15 protein-coding genes are annotated in these 19,407 nt (G+C 45.0%); 7 read left to right on the top strand and 8 right to left on the bottom strand.

Annotated elements, in window-relative coordinates:
* Positions 1-322: 322 nt before the first annotated feature.
* The 4 genes from GCHA_RS17500 (at position 323) to eutC (ending at position 5,526) form a co-directional block, all read left to right on the top strand.
* Complete coding sequence (locus GCHA_RS17500) at positions 323-1,504, top strand: alkene reductase (RefSeq protein WP_007990656.1); 1,182 nt, start codon at positions 323-325, stop codon at positions 1,502-1,504.
* Positions 1,505-1,719: 215 nt separating this feature from the next.
* A complete protein-coding gene (locus GCHA_RS17495; RefSeq protein WP_007990654.1) occupies positions 1,720-2,775 on the top strand; it encodes an NAD(P)-dependent alcohol dehydrogenase in 1,056 nt (351 codons plus the stop codon).
* Positions 2,776-3,212: 437 nt separating this feature from the next.
* Complete coding sequence (locus tag GCHA_RS17490; protein WP_007990653.1) at positions 3,213-4,613, top strand: ethanolamine ammonia-lyase subunit EutB; 1,401 nt, start codon at positions 3,213-3,215, stop codon at positions 4,611-4,613.
* A 1-nt stretch (position 4,614) separates the two neighbouring features.
* Positions 4,615-5,526: an ethanolamine ammonia-lyase subunit EutC gene (eutC, locus tag GCHA_RS17485; RefSeq protein ID WP_007990650.1), complete on the top strand. Its 912-nt coding sequence runs from the start codon at positions 4,615-4,617 to the stop codon at positions 5,524-5,526.
* Between the two features lie 136 nt (positions 5,527-5,662).
* Here eutC and GCHA_RS17480 read toward each other — a convergent pair whose 3' ends face one another.
* The 5 genes from GCHA_RS17480 to GCHA_RS17460 all read right to left on the bottom strand — a co-directional run bounded on the left by GCHA_RS17480 (position 5,663) and on the right by GCHA_RS17460 (position 12,874).
* The gene (locus GCHA_RS17480) at positions 5,663-7,357 is read right to left on the bottom strand and encodes a DUF3466 family protein (RefSeq protein WP_039992741.1); all 1,695 of its coding nucleotides are present in this window, start codon (positions 7,355-7,357) and stop codon (positions 5,663-5,665) included.
* Between the two features lie 284 nt (positions 7,358-7,641).
* Complete coding sequence (locus GCHA_RS17475; protein ID WP_007990644.1) at positions 7,642-9,153, bottom strand: hypothetical protein; 1,512 nt, start codon at positions 9,151-9,153, stop codon at positions 7,642-7,644.
* Positions 9,154-9,645: 492 nt separating this feature from the next.
* Entirely contained in the window at positions 9,646-10,308 is a 663-nt protein-coding gene (locus tag GCHA_RS17470) for a hypothetical protein (protein WP_007990640.1), read from the bottom strand.
* A gap of 527 nt (positions 10,309-10,835) precedes the next feature.
* The gene (locus tag GCHA_RS17465; protein ID WP_318249014.1) at positions 10,836-12,095 is read right to left on the bottom strand and encodes a Vgb family protein; all 1,260 of its coding nucleotides are present in this window, start codon (positions 12,093-12,095) and stop codon (positions 10,836-10,838) included.
* Positions 12,096-12,193: 98 nt separating this feature from the next.
* Positions 12,194-12,874: an SDR family oxidoreductase gene (locus GCHA_RS17460; protein ID WP_007990636.1), complete on the bottom strand. Its 681-nt coding sequence runs from the start codon at positions 12,872-12,874 to the stop codon at positions 12,194-12,196.
* 327 nt (positions 12,875-13,201) lie between these two features.
* Here GCHA_RS17460 and GCHA_RS17455 point away from each other — a divergent pair, with 327 nt between their 5' ends.
* On the top strand, positions 13,202-14,428 hold the full coding sequence (locus GCHA_RS17455; protein WP_007990634.1) for a threonine/serine exporter family protein: 1,227 nt from the start codon (positions 13,202-13,204) through the stop codon (positions 14,426-14,428).
* 57 nt (positions 14,429-14,485) lie between these two features.
* Here the strand turns inward: GCHA_RS17455 and GCHA_RS17450 are convergent, their stop codons facing one another.
* The 3 genes from GCHA_RS17450 to GCHA_RS17440 all read right to left on the bottom strand — a co-directional run bounded on the left by GCHA_RS17450 (position 14,486) and on the right by GCHA_RS17440 (position 17,607).
* Positions 14,486-16,117 (bottom strand): FMN-binding glutamate synthase family protein, encoded by a 1,632-nt coding sequence (locus tag GCHA_RS17450; protein ID WP_007990632.1) that lies wholly within the window; start codon positions 16,115-16,117, stop codon positions 14,486-14,488.
* Positions 16,118-16,298: 181 nt separating this feature from the next.
* Positions 16,299-16,670, bottom strand: coding sequence for a VOC family protein (locus GCHA_RS17445; protein WP_039992735.1), 372 nt, complete (start codon positions 16,668-16,670; stop codon positions 16,299-16,301).
* 70 nt (positions 16,671-16,740) lie between these two features.
* Positions 16,741-17,607 carry a LysR substrate-binding domain-containing protein gene (locus GCHA_RS17440; protein ID WP_007990629.1) on the bottom strand — a complete coding sequence of 289 codons (867 nt, stop codon included), beginning with the start codon at positions 17,605-17,607 and terminating at the stop codon, positions 16,741-16,743.
* A 119-nt stretch (positions 17,608-17,726) separates the two neighbouring features.
* On the opposite strand from GCHA_RS17440, the gene GCHA_RS17435 reads away from it, so the two are divergent.
* The gene (locus GCHA_RS17435) at positions 17,727-18,053 is read left to right on the top strand and encodes a DMT family transporter (protein WP_007990628.1); all 327 of its coding nucleotides are present in this window, start codon (positions 17,727-17,729) and stop codon (positions 18,051-18,053) included.
* A 170-nt stretch (positions 18,054-18,223) separates the two neighbouring features.
* Positions 18,224-19,348, top strand: a complete 1,125-nt coding sequence (locus GCHA_RS17430; RefSeq protein WP_007990625.1) for an S-(hydroxymethyl)glutathione dehydrogenase/class III alcohol dehydrogenase — start codon at positions 18,224-18,226, stop codon at positions 19,346-19,348.
* Positions 19,349-19,407 lie beyond the last annotated feature (59 nt).

Here is a 19,407-nt window from a genome sequence, read left to right as displayed (position 1 = left end):
TTTCGTGCCTAATTTATTTCCTAGGGGTACACACCCTGAAATACACAGATCCTGAAATAATTACTGCCTAATAAGAATATTGGTTTTCATCAGGCATCATTAATTTATTTACGAACACTGGGCAGGCCCTGTGGTTAGAGGCTTCAATGCTTAATTCACTAAAAGCACAAGCGTTGGAATAGCGCTTGCTTACTCCGTGGCAGATGAACTGCTTATGATTTGATAATTGTTTTTGTTACAGGTTGTCGATTACCTCATAGGTTTTCGTCGCACTTTATCAAGGTTATGAGCAGACACGTTACCAGACAAGAGGAGCGAAACATTGTCAAATTCCCAGTCACATTCCCAACATGCAGATAATTCAAACAAAGCCCAGCCTTCAGAACAGGCGTTGCTAAAGCCACTGGCGCTAGGGCATTTACCCCTTTCTAATCGTGTATTTATGGCGCCATTGACCCGCTCACGTTCAACCGCAGGTGATAACTTACAAACGCCATTGCATGCGCTTTACTATGCCCAGCGTGCTACAGCGGGGCTTATTGTATCTGAAGCGACTCAAATTAGTCCTCAAGGTCAGGGGTACGCGTGGACTCCGGGTATCTTCAATGATGAGCAGGTAGCAAATTGGAGGGTGGTGACGGATGCAGTACATAATGCAGGGGGGCGCATTTTCTGCCAGCTTTGGCATGTAGGCGCGATTTCTCATCAGGTATTTCAACCTAACGACGCTTGTCCTTTGTCATCGAGTGATTTTCAACCTGAAGGTGAAGCCTTTGTCGGTGATTTACTACCTGATGGACCAACGGTGCCGCACCCTAAAGCGCAAGCGATGACATTAGAAGACATTGATAACGTAAAACGTGATTATCGCCATGCGGCAAAATGCGCAAAAGAAGCTGGGTTTGATGGTGTTGAATTGCACGCAGCGAACGGTTATTTGCTAGACCAATTTATACGCTCGTCAGTCAATAAACGTGACGACCAATACGGCGGCTCTGTTGAAAATAGGTTGCGTTTACTGCAAGAGGTGCTCGATGTTATTGCTCAAGAAATTCCACGCAAGAATATAGGTGTACGCTTGTCACCAACGGGTGGGCCAGGCGGTAGCTATGATGAAAACCCTCACGAAACATACGTGGCGGCGGCCAAAGCGGTGTCGGAGAAAGACGTTGCGTATATACATGTGGTACGCCCAAACGATCACACGGGAGATGGCTCTGGCCTTGAAGAAGGTAATCAATTGCTTAAAGACATGCGTGCTGCCTTTAGCGGCGTGTTTATCGCCAATGGCGAATTTAGCCCCAAAGAAGCAAACGAATGGATTGAAAACAATGACGCCGATGCGGTGGCGTTTGGTCGTATGTTTTTAGCCAACCCCGATTTACCCGCTCGTCTTGCCCAAGAAGGCCCTTACAACAAACCAAACGAAGAGACATTCTATGGCGGCGGCAGCGAAGGGTACGTTGATTATCAGTCACTTACTTATCTCAAACCCGCTTTGTAACGTCTTATCTTTTTCTTACTGAAGGTGCTCGTTTAACCATTAAACACAGCACCTTTATATTTTCACCGGTTTTATATTTTTATAAGTTTTATATTTTCAAAAGTGTAGTGCGGGTAATTGACTAAAAGTTTGCTAATGCAAGCTAGGTCAAAAAACGCTACGCCAAATTAACAGCTAGGCCTTGTAAAGAGCTAAGCCTAATAAGGAACAAAATCATGACAACTATTTCAGCCTACGCAGCAAAATCAGAAGATGGTCACATGTCACCTCACGACATCAAACGCCGAGCGCCTGGTGCCCAGGATGTGCAAATCGATATTCAGTTCTGTGGTGTGTGTCACAGTGATTTGCATGCGGTTAAAAACGACTGGGGTAATTCAAATTATCCATTAGTGCCTGGCCATGAAATCATAGGTGAAGTGAGTGCAGTGGGCAGCGATGTTAAGAACGTTAACGTTGGTGACACCGTTGGTGTGGGCTGCATGGTGGATTCATGTCAAACCTGCGCCGCATGTGAAGAACACCTTGAACAGCACTGTTTAAACGGTGCGACCATGACGTATAACAGCAAAGTAAAAGATACGGCCGAAAACGAAGAAAGTATCACGCAGGGCGGTTATTCAAAGCGCATTGTGGTCGATGAAAAATTCGTACTTAACGTACCGAAAAACTTAGATAAAGCCGCTGCTGCCCCACTATTATGTGCGGGCATTACGACGTACTCACCGTTACATCAGTACGGGGTTAAAAAAGGTATGACAGTGGGCGTGATTGGTTTGGGCGGACTTGGGCATATGGGGATTAAATTCGCTTCTGCCATGGGGGCACATGTGGTGATGATAACAACCTCAGAAGAAAAAGCCGAAGACGCAAAAAGGCTTGGTGCAGATGACGTATTAGTGACCAAAGACGAAGAGCAAATGAAAAAGTGGCGTGGAGAGTTTGATTTCTTACTGAACACGATACCGGTAGGGCATGACGTTAACCCTTATCTTACCCTGCTGAAATACAACAGTACCATGTGTTTCGTTGGTGCCATTGAGCCTCTGGACGCGGTGAATGGTGCCTACATGATTGGTGGGCGAAAGGCTCTGGCTGGCTCGCTCATCGGCGGTATTAAAGAAACCCAAGAAATGCTCGACTTCTGCGGTGAGCATAATGTGGTTGCTGACATTGAAAAAATCGATATTCAAGACATTAATGACGCGTTCGAACGCATGAAGAATAATGATGTGCGTTACCGCTTTGTGATTGATATGCAGAGTTTGTAGAACCGCCAAGGTTTAATTAAGCCCAAGCGGTGACCGCTTGGGCTTTTTTACTGGGTAATTTTTTGTGCCTTTTGACGGTGCAAAGCAACTAAAATGGTGCTCGCACTAAGAATCTTCTTCGAAGGCGCTCAATCTTAGGCGCCTTCATTCGCCGCCATCCGTGTGTAACTGACTGATATTTAATTAAATTAAAAATTTTATAAATAAAAACAACTAAGCGGTATGTTTCTCGCAACTCAAAATTAACAAATAGAAAAGCAAATAAGTTAATGAACTCATAAAGTGAATTAATGCATTTTTTACCGTTTTTGAACTATTTTTAGGTTGTTGAATAAGTCTACATGCATCAAGGAAAAACGCGTTACGCCATTAGCTGGTCTCTACTTACAAGTTTGATTGAACGGCTAACATTGAGCCACTTTGTAATGGATATATAAATGAGCCAGGGTTATCGACACACTGTCGGCAGTTGCACATATCAATTTGAAAATTTGGCCCAATTGATGGCCAAAGCAACGCCAGCACGTTCTGGTGACAGGCTCGCTGGCTTGATTGCCCAATCCGCCGAAGAGCGGGCGGTTGCGCAGCTAACATTGGCGGAGGTGTCCCTAACCACATTTTTAAATGACGCGTTAATTCCTTATGAAGATGATGAAATTACCCGCCTAATTATTGATGAACATGACTTAAAAGCATTTGCGCCAATTGCGCATTTAACGGTGGGTGACTTTCGAAATTGGTTGTTGAGCGACCACGCAACCAGTGAGGTGCTAGCCTCTATCCGCCAAGGCATTACCCCAGAAATGGCGGCTGCAGTAAGCAAAATCATGCGCAATCAAGATCTTATTTTAGTCGCTAAAAAATGCCAAATCAGCAGCGCGTTTCGCAGCACAATCGGTCTGCCTGACAGGTTGTCGACACGCTTACAACCTAATCACCCCACTGATGACGTGAATGGCATCGCGGCCAGCATGTTAGATGGTCTGCTATACGGAAGTGGTGATGCGGTCATTGGGATTAACCCAGCAACTGATAACGTCAAACAAGCCACTAATTTACTGCATTTAATGGACGATGTTATTCAGCAATATCAAATTCCGACTCAAAGCTGCGTGCTCACGCATGTCACCAATACACTAGAGTGTATTGAGGCAGGAGCGCCGGTGGATTTGGTATTTCAATCCATAGGCGGCACGCAGGCCACTAATGATAGCTTTGGCTTTAATCTAGCCACGTTGGCCGAAGCACAAGCGGCGGCGCTGAGTCTAAATAGAGGCACTGTCGGAAATAACCTAATGTACTTTGAAACCGGACAGGGCAGTGCGTTATCTGCCAACGCCCATCACGGGGTCGATCAACAAACCTGTGAAGCGAGGGCCTATGGGGTGGCACGTAAGTTCAACCCTTTGCTCGTTAACACTGTGGTGGGGTTTATTGGCCCTGAATATTTATATGACGGTAAAGAGATCACGCGAGCAGGGCTTGAAGATCATTTTTGCGGAAAATTGCTTGGTCTGCCGATGGGCTGTGACGTGTGTTACACCAATCATGCTGAGGCAGATCAAAACGATATGGACAACTTGCTGTCGTTACTCGGGGTGGCGGGTTGTTCATTCATTATGGGGATCCCAGGCTCTGACGACATTATGCTGAATTATCAAACGACATCATTTCACGATGCCTTGTATTTACGCCGCGTTTTAGGTTTGCGGCCAGCGCCGGAGTTTGAGATGTGGTTAGACAAAATGAATATCATGAAAAATAACGGACAGCATGTGTTATCCGGCAATGTTCCCGGACCATTTGCCTGTTCGTTACATGCAATAGGGGGCAATTAACATGAAAAAACACCTCGATAGCCAAACTGCAAGCGGGGATCGCCTCGGGCACTTAAAAAACGGTAATGTAGTGGACAACCCATGGCAAACGTTACGCCGATACACAGATGCACGCATTGGTCTCGGGCGGGCGGGTATCAGCTTGCCAACATCAGCCATGTTAGGTTTTCAGCTTTCCCATGCCAAAGCGCGAGATGCGGTGAAACTCAGACTAGACACTGAATTGCTGAGTCAGCAGTTACAGCAGCAATTGGGAGAATTTAGCGCTGATTTTCCTCATTCGCCTTTAGTGCTGCATAGCCAAGCGTTTGACCGAACAAGCTTTTTACAACGGCCTGATTTAGGGCGAAAGTTAAACGATGCGTCTAGAAATACCTTACTCAACTTTATGACGCAGCAACAGGGTGATAGCGAACCTGAATATGATTTGGCTATCGTGGTGGCTGATGGGCTTTCCTCGCTAGCGGTACAGCACAATGCTGCGCCGTTTTTGAAGCAGTTTATGGCGCGTATACACAACGAAAAAAGTCCTTCGAAATTAGCGCCATTAACCATCATCGAACAAGGCCGTGTCGCCATCGGTGATGAAGTGGGGCAGTCTTTAAACGCCAAAGCGGTACTGCTATTAATTGGTGAGCGCCCGGGATTGAGTTCGCCAGATAGCCTAGGGGTATATTTTACGTGGGGCCCAAAAGTAGGTGTAAACGATTCACAGCGAAATTGTATTTCGAATATTCGCCCCGCGGGATTAGGCTTTGATGATGCTGCGCAAAGAGCTATGTATTTATTAACCCAAGCAAGGCGTATAAAGCGCTCGGGTATACAGCTTAAAGATCATTCTGATTACACCTCACGGGACGCCTTTGTGCAAAGAGGGTTGCCTAAACGAAGTTTTCTGACGAAGCCGAGCTAGCCTAAGCCGGGTGAGCTTGTAGCCGACCGAATGAAATTTAACGAAAAACGGGCCGTTAAAGATTACGACCCGTTAAAAGTAAAGAGCGAAAAGCCACTCTTCGTGCTTTATGGTTATGATATGCCAGAGCGCGCAGTTAAGGCGCGACAGGCTTTATAGCACGAGACGGTACAAAACGTGCGAAGCCGAACAACCCTAAAAATAGCATCCAAAAAACGCCTGCACCTTGACGTTCATACTCTTCTTCATAGGCTTCACAGTTGTCAATTGAGCCGCCCGGAATAGGCACTAACTTAACGGCCACAACGTGTGTGCTAAAAGACTGTGCATCAAACTCGTCTAGTTCTATTTCCCCAGTAATGTCTTTATTAACACTTGATACAGTGGCTGTGGCAATGATTTCGCCGTTTTCATTTATGCCATTAGCTTGGGCAATTGTGTATGGGCTATTGCACTCAATTAAATCATTCAAGCTAGAGAAAATATCGTTACGATAATCATAGACAAAGCCTTCTACGCGGCGAACCCCTGAACTGGTTTCTTCAAACTCAGTAAAGCCCACTACTAGGTTGTCATCGTTTATGGCTGTGGGAACGGTAGATGCGCTGTCAAAAAAATCATCTGGGTAATCGATTATGCCCGAGTCGTAGTCATACACGAAAAACTTATTAGGTGTAGAGCCCAGTATGCTTTTGGTGGCATAGCCTACAACCAAATCGTTGTTGTTGATGTCCGTCGCATAGCTGGCGAAGATATCGTATTCTTCATCGTTGTCTTCGCTGATGGTGTAAGCATTGTCATTGTCATAAATGACGGCTGCTGAGGTCAGGGTATCAGTATTTTGGTAAAAGGCAGGTGATGTGCCCACGGCAATACCTAAATCGTTGATCGCCACCGCTGTGCTGCTGTAAATCGTGGTGTCATCATCGTCTGGCTCAATAAGCATGGGCAGGGTGTAGGTATTGGCTACGTTGCCATCGTCCAATTGCCAAATAATACCTCGTTGCTGAAACACGGTATCTAGACTAGCAAACGTACTGATGCTAAGGCTGCGCAAACACGAGGCCTCGGGGATATCACCTCGCACGCTTTCATCAGCACAATCGTCGATGCTGTCTTGCAACGTCGTTGATACAAGTTCTGTGGTACCGATACCCACAACTTGATTCAATTCGTTTATGTCGTAGGCTTCACTGTAGCCACCTATGGTGTCTTGTGGTGGAGCGAGTTCTACAACATCATCTTCTATTTGGGCAAATGCACGAGCATAAAAATCGTTAAGTACATATGTAATGTCTTCGATGTCTTCAGTGACATATTCAAGCTTATAAAAACCGTCGTAACTCACCCCCACCGAGTAGCCGAAGTCGTTTATTCCACGCACAGTGGTGGTTGCACTGTTACGGTATTCATCAGTGTCATTATCAATGGTGTCAAATCCGTGCAGTAATATGCTGGTATCTTCCGAGGCGATATAGCTATTTAGACCGGCAATTTGCTGAAAAAACTGGCTTTCAGCATTGGAAATTATATAGCTGTACAAAAATTCGTAGTCAGCGGTATTGAAGTCACCAGAACGGGCATTTTCTAAGTTTGTTAGCCCAGCGATAAGAGTGGCTGAGTCGAAGTTAAGCAGAGAAACATCAATCACAGGGTTAAATTGAGAGGAAAGGTTAACCGCTATTTCACCAATGCTGTTGATGGCTGTGGGGTAAGAGTCTACACCTAATTCGGCTACGGGTAGCTCAACTACTTGATACTGAGCGCCAAACGCAGCAGGAATTGATAAAAAAGCGCTGGATAAAAGTGCTGCTATTCGTGTTTGTTTCATAGTTTTTTTCATGGCTTTTTTCATTGGTTGTTGCGGTGCATATGTCATAACGACCCCTGCTCAAAACTAAATGTCTGGCTCTGTAGCGTTATCGTTTTATCAGGCTTGTACATCTGCTTTCCTGAGCTTTAGGCACAGCGGTCTTAACTGTGATAAAGCACGGAGCGTTTCACAACGAATGAATTAGATATCGGCTAATGTGAGTCTTGGGTTGTCACTTGAGAAAAGTGAATCAGCGCCAAGGAAGGGCGAGCCTTGCCTTGACGCTACTGTGATAAACGCAGTTAGTTAACCTGGTTTTGATTCACTAAGGTCATGCTGAACCCAGTAGAAGCACTGTCATCTGGAGCAAAAATCAAGAACTGCTCAACGCTGTCTTCGTCTAACGTCAGTTGGAAGCTGTCCATGATAATATCGCTGCCGTCAATTGTGGCGATGGCAAACACGTCATAGGTGTTATTGATAAGCGTGATTGAGCTGTTACTTTCTTGCAGTACAGACAAGGTATTGTCAGCGGTCGAAATAACTTCATCGTTTTCAACAAAGTAGAATTTAACGCGGCTGAAATCATCTGAGTCGCTTAAGTTCACGACCTTGATACCATGGCTATAAATACTTGAGCTGGTGCTCTTAGTGATAGTCAAAGATTTGATGATCGACTCGTAGTTATCGACGATGCCGTCTTCGTCTTCATCAATTACATCATCTTCATCATCATCGACTGGATCGGTTTTTGAATATAAGAACACAATGTTGTCAGCGTTTTCCTGCAGACTTAATAGCGCGTCATGAATAAAGAGATCATCGTTGTCAGCGTTTATTATATCGAACGAATAATCGCCATTGGCAGTGGTTACCGATTCACTAAACTGACCGTAACTTAGCTCATCTACCATCAGTTCACCGTCGTCATCTAGGTCAACGTTTAAATCAACTACGCCAGTGTAGTTAGGCATATATTCATTTGTAGCAATACCGTTATAAAACCCGAATGAGGCTTCTGAATCGACATCGTTTAGTTCTACAACACTATTTACCCCTATGCTATCGACGGTGAAAGGTGAGCTACCAACGCCCACGTTGTCACGAAGTACCACAACGTATTGGCTTACCACTGAATAAGAAATATCTTCAGAGGTAAAAATAGGTTCGCTGCCACCAGGCTCAGTGATATAGAAAATATACTGATCTTGTTCGATTTTAATATTGTCGGTCAGGCTATTTAGTTCAACAGTTGAAACAAACTCAGCTTCATTGAAGGTTTCATTATCTTCAGAGATATACACATCAACGGTTGAATAGTCAGTATTAAGGTTTAAGAAGCGTACGTTAAACAAATCATCGTCGTCATCATCATCGTCATCTACCACTGGGATGTCGAACGTCAATACGTTAGGTGAACGAATATCGTCCGTTAGGGTGACAAACGTAATAACCTCGTTTTTGATTTGATGTTGCTCTTGATAGATCACCTCAAGATCGCTGCGTTCGCTGCTTTCTTCATCTTGCCAACCAAGCTCAACCCAGTAGGTATCATTGTCTAGCGCATTGTTTGAGGTCACATTGCCAAAGGTAACGGCGCCGTAGGTGATTTCAACTTCATCGTCGTCGTCTTCATCTAAGTCTTCATCAACGGTGAGATACACAGCCGGGGCATTATATGAGGCGTTGTAAAAGCGGATAAATCCGGTGTTGTCATCGTCACTTGAACCACAGCCAGTAAGGGTCAATACCGCTAAGCCCAAATATAGGGCCGGGGAGCGAATTATCGACGATGTCGTGTTGCTTAACTTCATTGTATCTCCAGGTTTATTTTCTTGAGTGAAAAGTGGACATATTTCACCCAAGGCTTTTGTTTATTTGCCATTGTGACGTAAGGATAAAACGTTAAGTTCATCGCCTATGAGGGGCTTTACATAATCTTTACCTTTCTTGGCAATCGCTGACATTTCTATACAAATAAAGACAAAAGTAGGGGGAATTTTGAGCAAAAACTGACAATCTGGATATCTAACTGGACTGTTGCAAAAAAGGCTAAAAGAAATCGACCAGCGACGACAAAAAGCAGAGGAAAAAGGATTGAGAACAAAGATCCGCGAGTAGACGAGCAACAGCAAAAGCGCATATGCAAAGAAGAGTTCGAGTTTACTGGAATATGGCCGAAAGGATAAGTGTTGAGGAACTAGTAGGGAATACTCAGTATCTGCGCCCGAGAGACCGTCTAGCTAGGCATTCAGCGTTTTTTGAAAAGCCCGCAAGGCGGGCGATAGCGTTTCGCGTCTAAGCGGTTAGCTTGGGGTTGTATTTGACCGGGTATTGATCTTTTGGTTTGCGTTTCGCATACGGATTGCAACATACCCACCTAATAGCAACAGCAACCAAGCGGATGGTGCTGACGCGTCTACCGTTGGTGGTGCAACATCGATATTAAGTGTGGCAAACAGCGATGAATCAAACTCGATTGTGTCATTACCCGCATAAAGTAAGCTAACGCTACTGGCAGTGAAATCAATTGAAAAATCAGACAAAAAAGTACTATCGCTAATGCTAGCACCAATTACTTCGCTGCCATCAGGCCACTCAATATCCTCAATGATCATATTCCAACCATTGGTAATTGAGAATAAACCGCCTGGACCATTTCCTGAACTATTCAAAAACTGGCGAATGACGATTGAGCTATCAAAAAATGAGGCTTCGAGTTGGGTACTGTCAGAAATTACGGCCGGTAGTACAGGCTCAAATGTTACTCCTGGTATATACCCTGTCGCTAAATTGTTAGCATCAAATCCTGAACCAACAGACCCAAATTCATTGTTAGTTGACCCGTCTTCAAATAATCCTACGTTGAGCCCATCTGCATCTGTCAGTAAAGTTGCGTTGACATCCTTCACACTGCCAGCGAAGAAAATAACGCTTGTTATGAGTGTTAACATTAATCTGTGTGACATAAAACGCTCCTATTTTAGTCTCGATATAAATTTGTATGATCAAAAAATAAATTTATTGATATATGACCGTTTACATCAAGGAAATAGGGCACAACATCATCCGTAAATTGTTTGCATAATAGTCAATGCATTTTTCAATCCAGGTAATGTTTTTATGCATAAGTTCAATATGTTATAGAAGCAAGTGCACGAGAAGTGCTCGCGCCATTATCTAAATGTAAAAATATATGACATTGATTTTTAAGACGAAAGTAGCTAAATGGTAACACTTTAGGGCAACGTGCGTTCCTTATAAGCGCTGAGCTCTTTTCACCCAGCACTCTTTACGTCCAGCACCCTTTACGCCGAGCATTCTTTACGCCAAGCAGCAATCAGCACAAACGTCTGTTAGATGCTGGGGGCTCTACATTTTAAGGTTTTCAGCCCCCGTTCTTTTTAAGTGTGCTCTTTCAATACCTTGCTAGTAAGGAGTTATTTTCAAGAACTGCGGTTTTTTTGTACAGCCCTGTGCCCACAACGTCACTATCTTAGTGACTTTGTGGAGTGACTAAAATGATTCGGTTGGTGGCACTTTGATGTATCAGCAAGTTTCCGTCTCGGGTAGGGCGCATATGGCGCACTATGCCTGAATAGATACGTTCGTCGCCTGTACCTGTTGGTATAGGCCAACTCTGGAAAGCTTCTGTTTTACGGTCAAAGCGCACTAGAGCGTCAGGGCGCATGCCCGACTCGTTATACCAAACAGCATCGCCTAGGACTGCAATTGCGTAAGGATGAGAGCTCGCCCCGCTGGGTGAGGGCCATTCTTTCACTTCGCCGGTGTGCGGATTAAAACGCCCTAAGCGACCTCGACCCGAGTTGACATACCAAATCATGCCGTCGTCAGCAATATCTAGGCGTCTAACGGTGGTGTTGTTATCAGGAAGTGGGTACTCACGTAGCGTCATAGAGTTTGGATCAACTTTGACCAAACAATTACTGCCATTACACGCCACCCAAGGTGTGCCATTTTTATCGATTTTAATGCCATACGGTCGAGCGTTTTTTGTCGGCATTGTGACTAATTTTATTTTCTCTGTCTTCGGGTCTAGCCGCCCAATCATATTGCTGTGCTGCAAGGTGAACCAGAGTAAGCCTTCGCTATCAAATATAGCGGTATGTGGATCTTTCGCGTTAGGGTCTGGCATCTTGTGCTCAGTGATCTTACCTGTCTCAGGATTGAGCATACCAACTGTGCCGTTCTTATTGCCTGTATACCAAATATTGCCTTGGCTATCGTGAGTCACTGAATGAGGCTTCGCCCCTGCTGGCAAGGTATATTCGCGCATATCACCTGTTTGGGGATCAATTCTGCCGATAATATTACCCCACTGGCCAGCCCACCAAATAGACCCGTCGGGGGCTTCTATTGGGTCACGGGAGCGTTGCCCTAGTGTTGGCACTGCCCACTCTTTAAAGTCAACTGTGATCTCTCCTTGGGGCAGTTTGGGATTGCGTTGCGTTGAAGGAGGGAAGTGCTCGGCTAAATACCCTGTGATCTTCGCCTGATTTGGGTTGTCGCTTAAATCGAGCATGGTGGCAATTAAAGCCTGCCAATCCGATTGACTATAACCGAGACTAGATGAAATACGGTTGGTGGCGTGACAGGAGCTACAATGGGCTTCAACCAGCTGTTTACCTGCTCCCTCAGGAAGCGGTTGTGCAAATGCGCGATTAGCACTGCCTAACGAGGCTAATCCCATAGTTGTTAATCCCATAGTTACCATTATTTTAACCGAGTGTTTCATGCTTCCTCCTAACTGAAAAATACATAATCACATTGACGCATTAAATGGGTGAATGCCCCCTCACAGATGGTTGTTTATTAACCTGTTTTAAGCCTACATTAATTCGTAGGCATTAAAAATATTTCCCGTACGCTATTTCGTTGATCTGCTTCAACAGCAAACAGTACTGCATCAGCTACGTCCACAGGAGAGAGCTTATCTGGCTTAGCTTCATCAAAGAAAGGGGTGTTGACCATACCAGGAGCGATCGTCGTGCAGCGCCCGCCCCATTCTTCCATTTCTTCTACTAGGTTTTGACCAAAGCCATAAGCGAACCATTTGGTTGCACCGTAAACTGAGCCTTTGATAGGTCGACGCCCAGCAGCTGAACTGGTGATAATAAACTGACCAACAGATTCGCGCAGATAGGGTAAAGTCACTTTAGCGGTGTAAAGAAGGGCATTTATGTTTATCTGGATCATTTTATCCCACTGTTCAGGCTCACCTTTTTCGACACCAGCACTGGAAACTCCCATACCTGCATTGGCAAATGCGACGTCTAAGCGGCCGAACTTTTTAAGCCCTACTTGCACAACTTGCGTCAGTTCATCAATTTGGGTGGCATCTGCTTGGGCTGCTACGGCGTGATCTTCTCCCAAGTAATCTACCAATTCGTCTAATTTTTCCTTTCTTCTGGCTGTTAATATCACTTTGTGGCCATTTTGCACTAGGATCTTCGCGGTCATTGCCCCAATACCGCTGGAAGCACCGGTAATGAGTACGACTTTTTCTTTCGCCATGTTACTTTCTCCTCGTGATGTGAAATTGATGACTGCGTCATAAACTGCTCATTAACAATAGAGCTGATGCTTATTTGGCTAAATTCAACCAGCTAGTTTCATTATTCTGTTGAAGTGCAGCAATAGGTGGCAAACAATCGATACACTCTATACAGCAGTTCACACAGTTGGATTAGTTTAGCTAATGCGACTGAGTAAAAAATGTGCGTTGTTAAACAGCGGTATTGTCACTAGAATCCGCGAAAATTTAGTCTGAGCCGAGAATTCAAGGTCTTTGGCTCAATGTCGTTTACATTATTTTATCAAATATCAAAAGGAGGGCGCTAAGTGAACACTGCAGAGTTTATTCAAATTCGAAAATTTATCGTGAAACTGGGCATTATGTTGCACAAGTACGGTACACCTGCATTTCGCTTAGAAGCCTATTTAACGGAATTAGCTACCTACCTTGGCGTACGTGCTTCGTTTATCGCGACGCCTACTGCTTTGACCTTCGTGATCTGGAGCGACAGACGAGAAGACGAATACAACCATTCAGTGCGCGTGCAACCGGGCGACTACGACATGAATGCGCTATCGCGAACTGATGAATTGGCGACGCGATTGCTCGCAGGTGAGGTTGGGCTAGAAGAAGCGGACCATCAACTTGATGTGATTAACCAAATGCCAAGCCCTTATGGCAAGGTCTTAACAGGGTTAGGGTTTTGCGGTGCCACCGGGGCATTTGCCATGTTGATGGGGGCGAGTTGGCAAGAAATATTGTGGACCTCCTTGATTGGCCTCGTGGTGTACTTTTTAGTGCTATGGTCACAAATATCTCGCCGGGTCACGCTCATGTTAGAGCCTGCGGCTTCATTAGTGGCAGGCCTTATTGCCTGTGCGATTAGTTTTTACTTTGATCATGGGATCAATATTCCGCTGGTGGTGCTTTCATCGGTAATCATTCTTGTACCTGGGTTAGCCTTAACTATGGGCTTAGCCGAATTATCGACGCGCAATTTGGTTTCCGGCACCGCGCGAGTCATGGACGCCGTGATGCAGTTGTTTAAATTGTACTTCGGCGCGTTTTTGGGGATCAGTATCGGCTTTGGTTTATTCGGCCCAAACGAGTCTCAGGTGGCAACCTCTTTACCAGAATGGTCGCGCTGGTTTGCTATTTTAATGTTGTGCTTGGCGTTGGTGGTTATATTCAGAACACGATTTAAGCACATCCCTTGGGCGTTACTGTCAGGCTTTATTGCTTATGGCGCGACAGTATGGAGTGCAAGTTATATTGATCAAGGCTTGAGTACCTTCGTTGGCGCTTTTGCCCTTGGTATTTACGCTAATTTATTCACCCGAATTGCTCATGCACCTGCATCACTGGTGAGTATGCAAGGCTTAATTGTTCTCGTGCCCGGCTCAAAAACATATATCGGCTTGAATTCTTTTGTATCTGGTCAGGATTTTGTGCAGGCCGAACATATAGGGCAAGAAACCTTTTTGATTTTCATGTCGCTGATTGCAGGGCTTATTTTCGCCAATGTCGTTATGCCCACAAAAAAGGCGCTGTAGGTAAACCTAAGCGCCTTTGATGGCTTAATAATAGCTTCGTGTTAGAGCCATTGAAGATTAGCTCACTTCTTTTAAGCCCTCATTCGTTTCAGCCATATAGTGTTTTGGATAAAAACTGTCTGGGCATGACTCTTCAAGCGCTTGGGCGAACTTAGTGGGTTTTTCATCATCAAAAAAGCTGCCGGGTGTGGGGCTTTGGTATATCTCGTCAAAACGGCGAACTTCGGTTTGACTGACACGGCGGAAAATATGCGAGCGGTTAAGATCTTCTGTGCTACGCAGGCCCGCGGAGGCAATAATTTCTAGTGCTGAATTCACCGTTGCCTTGTGGTAGCGTGCCACCCGTTCGGCTTTATCTGGCACCACTAAACCTCTGGCTAATTTTGGATCTTGAGTAGCCACTCCAGTAGGGCACTTGTTGGTGTTACATTCTAATGTTTGCACGCACCCTAACGCTATCATCATGCCTCTGGCGCTATTACACATATCTGCGCCTAGCGCGAGGTTCTTCACTAAATGGAAGCCACTGAAGGTTTTACCGCTGGCGATTACTCGAATGTCTTTTTTAAGATCAAAACCAACCAGTATATCGCACACAAAGGAAAGCGCTTCACGAAGAGGCATACCCACAGAGTTTGAAAACTCGAGTGGAGCGGCGCCTGTGCCACCCTCACCGCCATCAACGGTGATAAAATCAGGCTTGATACCGGTTTCAACCATGGCTTTACACACAGCAACAAACTCGCTTGCACGACCAATGCACAGTTTAAAGCCTACTGGTTTGCCGCCAGATAGCTCCCGTAGTTGCTTAACAAAGTGCATCATTTCAATAGGAGTATCAAAAGCGCTATGCGACGGCGGCGAATCGACTTGTGTGCCGGGTTCAACAAGCCGAATTCTGGCAATCTCGTTAGTATTTTTATCAGCAGGTAATAAACCGCCATGGCCTGGTTTCGCCCCTTGACTGAGCTTGATTTCGATCATCTTGACCACGTCTTTTTGGGCAACTTTTTGAAATGCCTCTGGGGCAAAATTACCGTCTTTATCACGACAACCAAAATAGCCAGTGCCAATTTGCCAAACAATATCACCACCGTTTTCTAAGTGGTAATCACTTACGCCACCTTCACCGGTATTATGATAAAAACCACCGATAGCAGCGCCTTTATTCAGCGCGCGAATAGCGTTATCACTTAGGGCGCCAAAGCTCATCGCTGAAATATTAAAAAAACTGGCTTCGTAGGGCTGAGTGCAATCTGGCCCGCCCACGGTAATGCGAGGGGCGGGGTGTTTACTGTCATGATGTTTGGCTGCCATCGAATGACCAATCCATTCATAACCTACTCTTTGGGTATCGAATTTCGTACCATAAGGGTTTGAGTCTAAACTGGCTTTGGCACGCTGATATATCAGTGAGCGGAACATGCGTGGAATGGGAGTACCATCGGTTTCGGATTCGAAGAAATACTGACGTACAAATGGGCGAATACGCTCCATAATCCAGCGGCCATGCCCGATCACTGGGAAGTTACGTAAGATACTGTGCCGAGTTTGATGGTAGTCGTAATAACCCAGTGCAACGATAGGGATAAGAATGAAAAACAGCCAAAGTGTGGGTAGCCATAATAAACTCAGAAGTAGAATGACCACCGCTGACCATATGGCAATTTTTATCAGTTTGCTTTTCATTGTTGCTCACTATTGTTGATTTTTGAAAAGATTCGTCGTTAACAGACCCAAGGATGTATCCAATTTTGCACGGCTACGAATTCATCCTAGTCGTGCAAGTATTTTCAATGTGATCTGTAAAGTCCAATGGGTTGTGTTTCTATATTTTTCAAGGAATTATCAGCATAATCTGCATGTTCTTTTATCTGTGCTGATCGACCAAAATCGGGTTACCGTCAGGATCCATCAGCATGAAACTGCCTGGGCCGCTAGTGTTTTCATCAACTTCACTTATAAAATCAACGCCTTGTTCTTTTAATGCGTGCTGAATGCTTCGCACATCAGTGAAGGTTTGTGTGGGATTACCCTGGTTGTCCCAACCTGGATTGAATGTCAGCATGTTTTTTTCAAACATACCTTGAAACAAACCAATGGTCTGGCTGCTATTTCTCATGATCAGCCAACCTTGTTGCTGATCGCCCCCTACCACTGTAAAGCCAAACTTCTGGTAGAAGTCTTTTGATGCCTGAATATCTTTGACCGCTAAACTAAGTGAAAATGCGCCGAGCTCCATGGTGTTCTCCTTATCGTTTGCTCTTATATTGACGCTAGCACCAAAGCGCGCCGCGTGCAAAATACAGCGCCTAAACCAAATGCTCAGCTAAGTAATCAACTAGCGAACGAATTTTGGGCGATAAATGCCGGTTGCGCGGATATATCGCCCAAATACCTTCTTCAGATTCACGGTAGTTATCAAGCAGGCTCACTAATGCGCCACTTTCGATGTGTTCTTGTACGTAATAATCTGGCAGTTGCACTATGCCTAACCCTTTGAGCGCGGCATCAACCAAGCTAAACCCACTGTTGTACCTTAGCCTGCCTTTCACGCGGATATTTCGCTCTTTGTTCTCGTCTCGAAAGTGCCAGTAATCCAATGTGCCCAGCAAACAACTGTGTTTATTTAGCTCAGATAAAGAGTGAGGAAAGCCGTATTTGGCCAAATACTCAGGAGAGGCACAAACTGAGTTGGTGCGGGTTGCGAGCTTTTTCGCCATCATAGATGAGTCGCTTAATTTACCTAAGCGAATGGCCAGATCGTACCCTTGCTCTACTAAGTCTATTTTCTGGTTACTTAAATATGCCGACACCTCTACGTCAGGATAAAGCTGCATAAAATCATTCACTAAGGGCAGAATTTGTTGCTCACCATAGGTCACGGGGGCGGTGAGGCGGATCGTACCTTGGGGCTTAGATTGTAAATTGGTGATAGCCCGTTCTGCAGCTTCAAGGCCGTCAAGCACGCTACGACAATGTTGATAAAAAAGGCGGCCTTCTTCGGTCAAGGACACTTTGCGCGTGGTGCGATAAAACAGTTTCACATTAAGCCGTGTTTCAAGTGCGCTAATTTGGCGACTGACTTGGGCGGTAGAAATCGCCAAGTTTTTTGATGCTTGAGTGAAACTTTCAGTTTCAGCCACGTAAACGAATTCGTTGATCCCTTCCCATTGCATTATTGTTACCTGTGAGTAAAAGTAATTTGCATAAACAGTATATTATCATTTCACAGGAAATAAATATAATGCTCTGCATCGATAACGCAGCGCGTTCAAGCACAATATGGGAAACAAACATGAGTTGGTTATTTTTAATACTAGGTGTGGTTGCAGAAGCTATGTCTCACGTGGCGTTAAAAGAGACAAATGGCTTTACCAAAGTTATCCCTAGCGCCTTGGTGTTAATGGGGCATTTGGCAGCTTTTGTCTTTTTAGGACAAGCAATGAAAGGCATGCCTATCGGCATAGTGCATGCACTGTGGGCGGGCTTAGCGATAGTGACCGTAACGTTATTGTCGACGGTTATTTACCGCCAACACCTAGACTTAACGACTTGGTTTGGTATGGCCTTTGTCGCCATTGGAGTGGCGATGATCAATTTGTCGCAAGGCCATAGCCATTAAGCGTCATTGCGGTCAGGTATTTTTCGAAGCTATTCGGCCTTGTTTGCGGTTTAAATCCGCTGTGTAAAAGGATACGAACGTCGCTGAAATAGCCAAGGTTTTGCAATTTAAATATATGTAATTAAACACAAATAACGTAACGAGTTAATTAACTAAAAGTGAGGATCATAATGACAGATCAATTTATTAAATCTAAAGCCGCCATTGCTTGGGGACCTAAGCAGCCATTGTCTATCGAAGAAGTAGACGTGATGCTACCGCGTAAAGGCGAAGTATTAATTAAAGTGATTGCCTCTGGTGTGTGTCACACAGATGCATTTACCTTGTCTGGTGAAGATCCTGAAGGCATTTTCCCTGTTATTTTAGGTCACGAAGGTGGTGGTATTGTTGAGCAAGTGGGCGAAGGTGTAACCAGTGTATCGGTTGGCGATCACGTTATTCCGCTTTATACCCCTGAGTGCGGCGAATGTAAGTTCTGTTTGTCTGGTAAAACGAACCTGTGCCAGAAAATCCGTGAAACCCAAGGTAAAGGCTTGATGCCAGACGGCACCACACGTTTCTACAAAGACGGTCAGCCTATTTTTCACTACATGGGTTGCTCAACGTTTTCTGAATATACGGTTTTACCTGAAATTTCATTAGCAAAAGTAAACAAAGAAGCACCGTTAGAAGAGGTGTGCTTACTTGGCTGTGGTGTGACCACAGGCATGGGCGCAGTGATGAATACCGCCAAAGTAGAAGAAGGCGCCACTGTGGCCATCTTCGGTTTAGGTGGCATTGGTTTATCTGCCGTGATTGGGGCAACCATGGCGAAAGCCAGTCGCATTATTGCAATCGACATTAACGAAAGTAAATTCGAATTAGCGAAAAGATTGGGTGCAACTGACTTTATCAACCCCAAAGACTACGACAAGCCTATTCAAGATGTCATTGTTGAGCTTACCGATGGCGGCGTTGATTACTCATTTGAGTGTATCGGTAACGTTAACCTAATGCGTTCAGCGCTTGAATGTTGCCACAAAGGTTGGGGCGAGTCTGTGATCATCGGTGTGGCCGGTGCGGGTCAAGAAATAGCAACACGTCCGTTCCAATTAGTCACAGGCCGCGTATGGCGTGGTTCGGCATTTGGTGGGGTGAAAGGTCGCTCTGAATTGCCAGATTACGTAGAGCGTTACCTACAAGGTGAATTCAAACTAAGTGATTTCATTACGCATACTATGGGCCTTGAAGACATCAACGAATCATTCGAGTTGATGCACAAAGGTGAAAGTATTCGCAGCGTTATTCACTTCTAAACGTACATCTTCTCTATGACTGTTTGCCCTTGGGCAAGCAGTCATTCTTTTCGCTGTTT

The organism is Paraglaciecola chathamensis S18K6, assembly GCA_000314955.1.
Classification (GTDB): Bacteria; Pseudomonadota; Gammaproteobacteria; order Enterobacterales; family Alteromonadaceae; genus Paraglaciecola; species Paraglaciecola chathamensis.
Note: the sequence above shows the minus strand (reverse complement) of the source record. Positions and strands in the feature narration are given on the sequence as shown.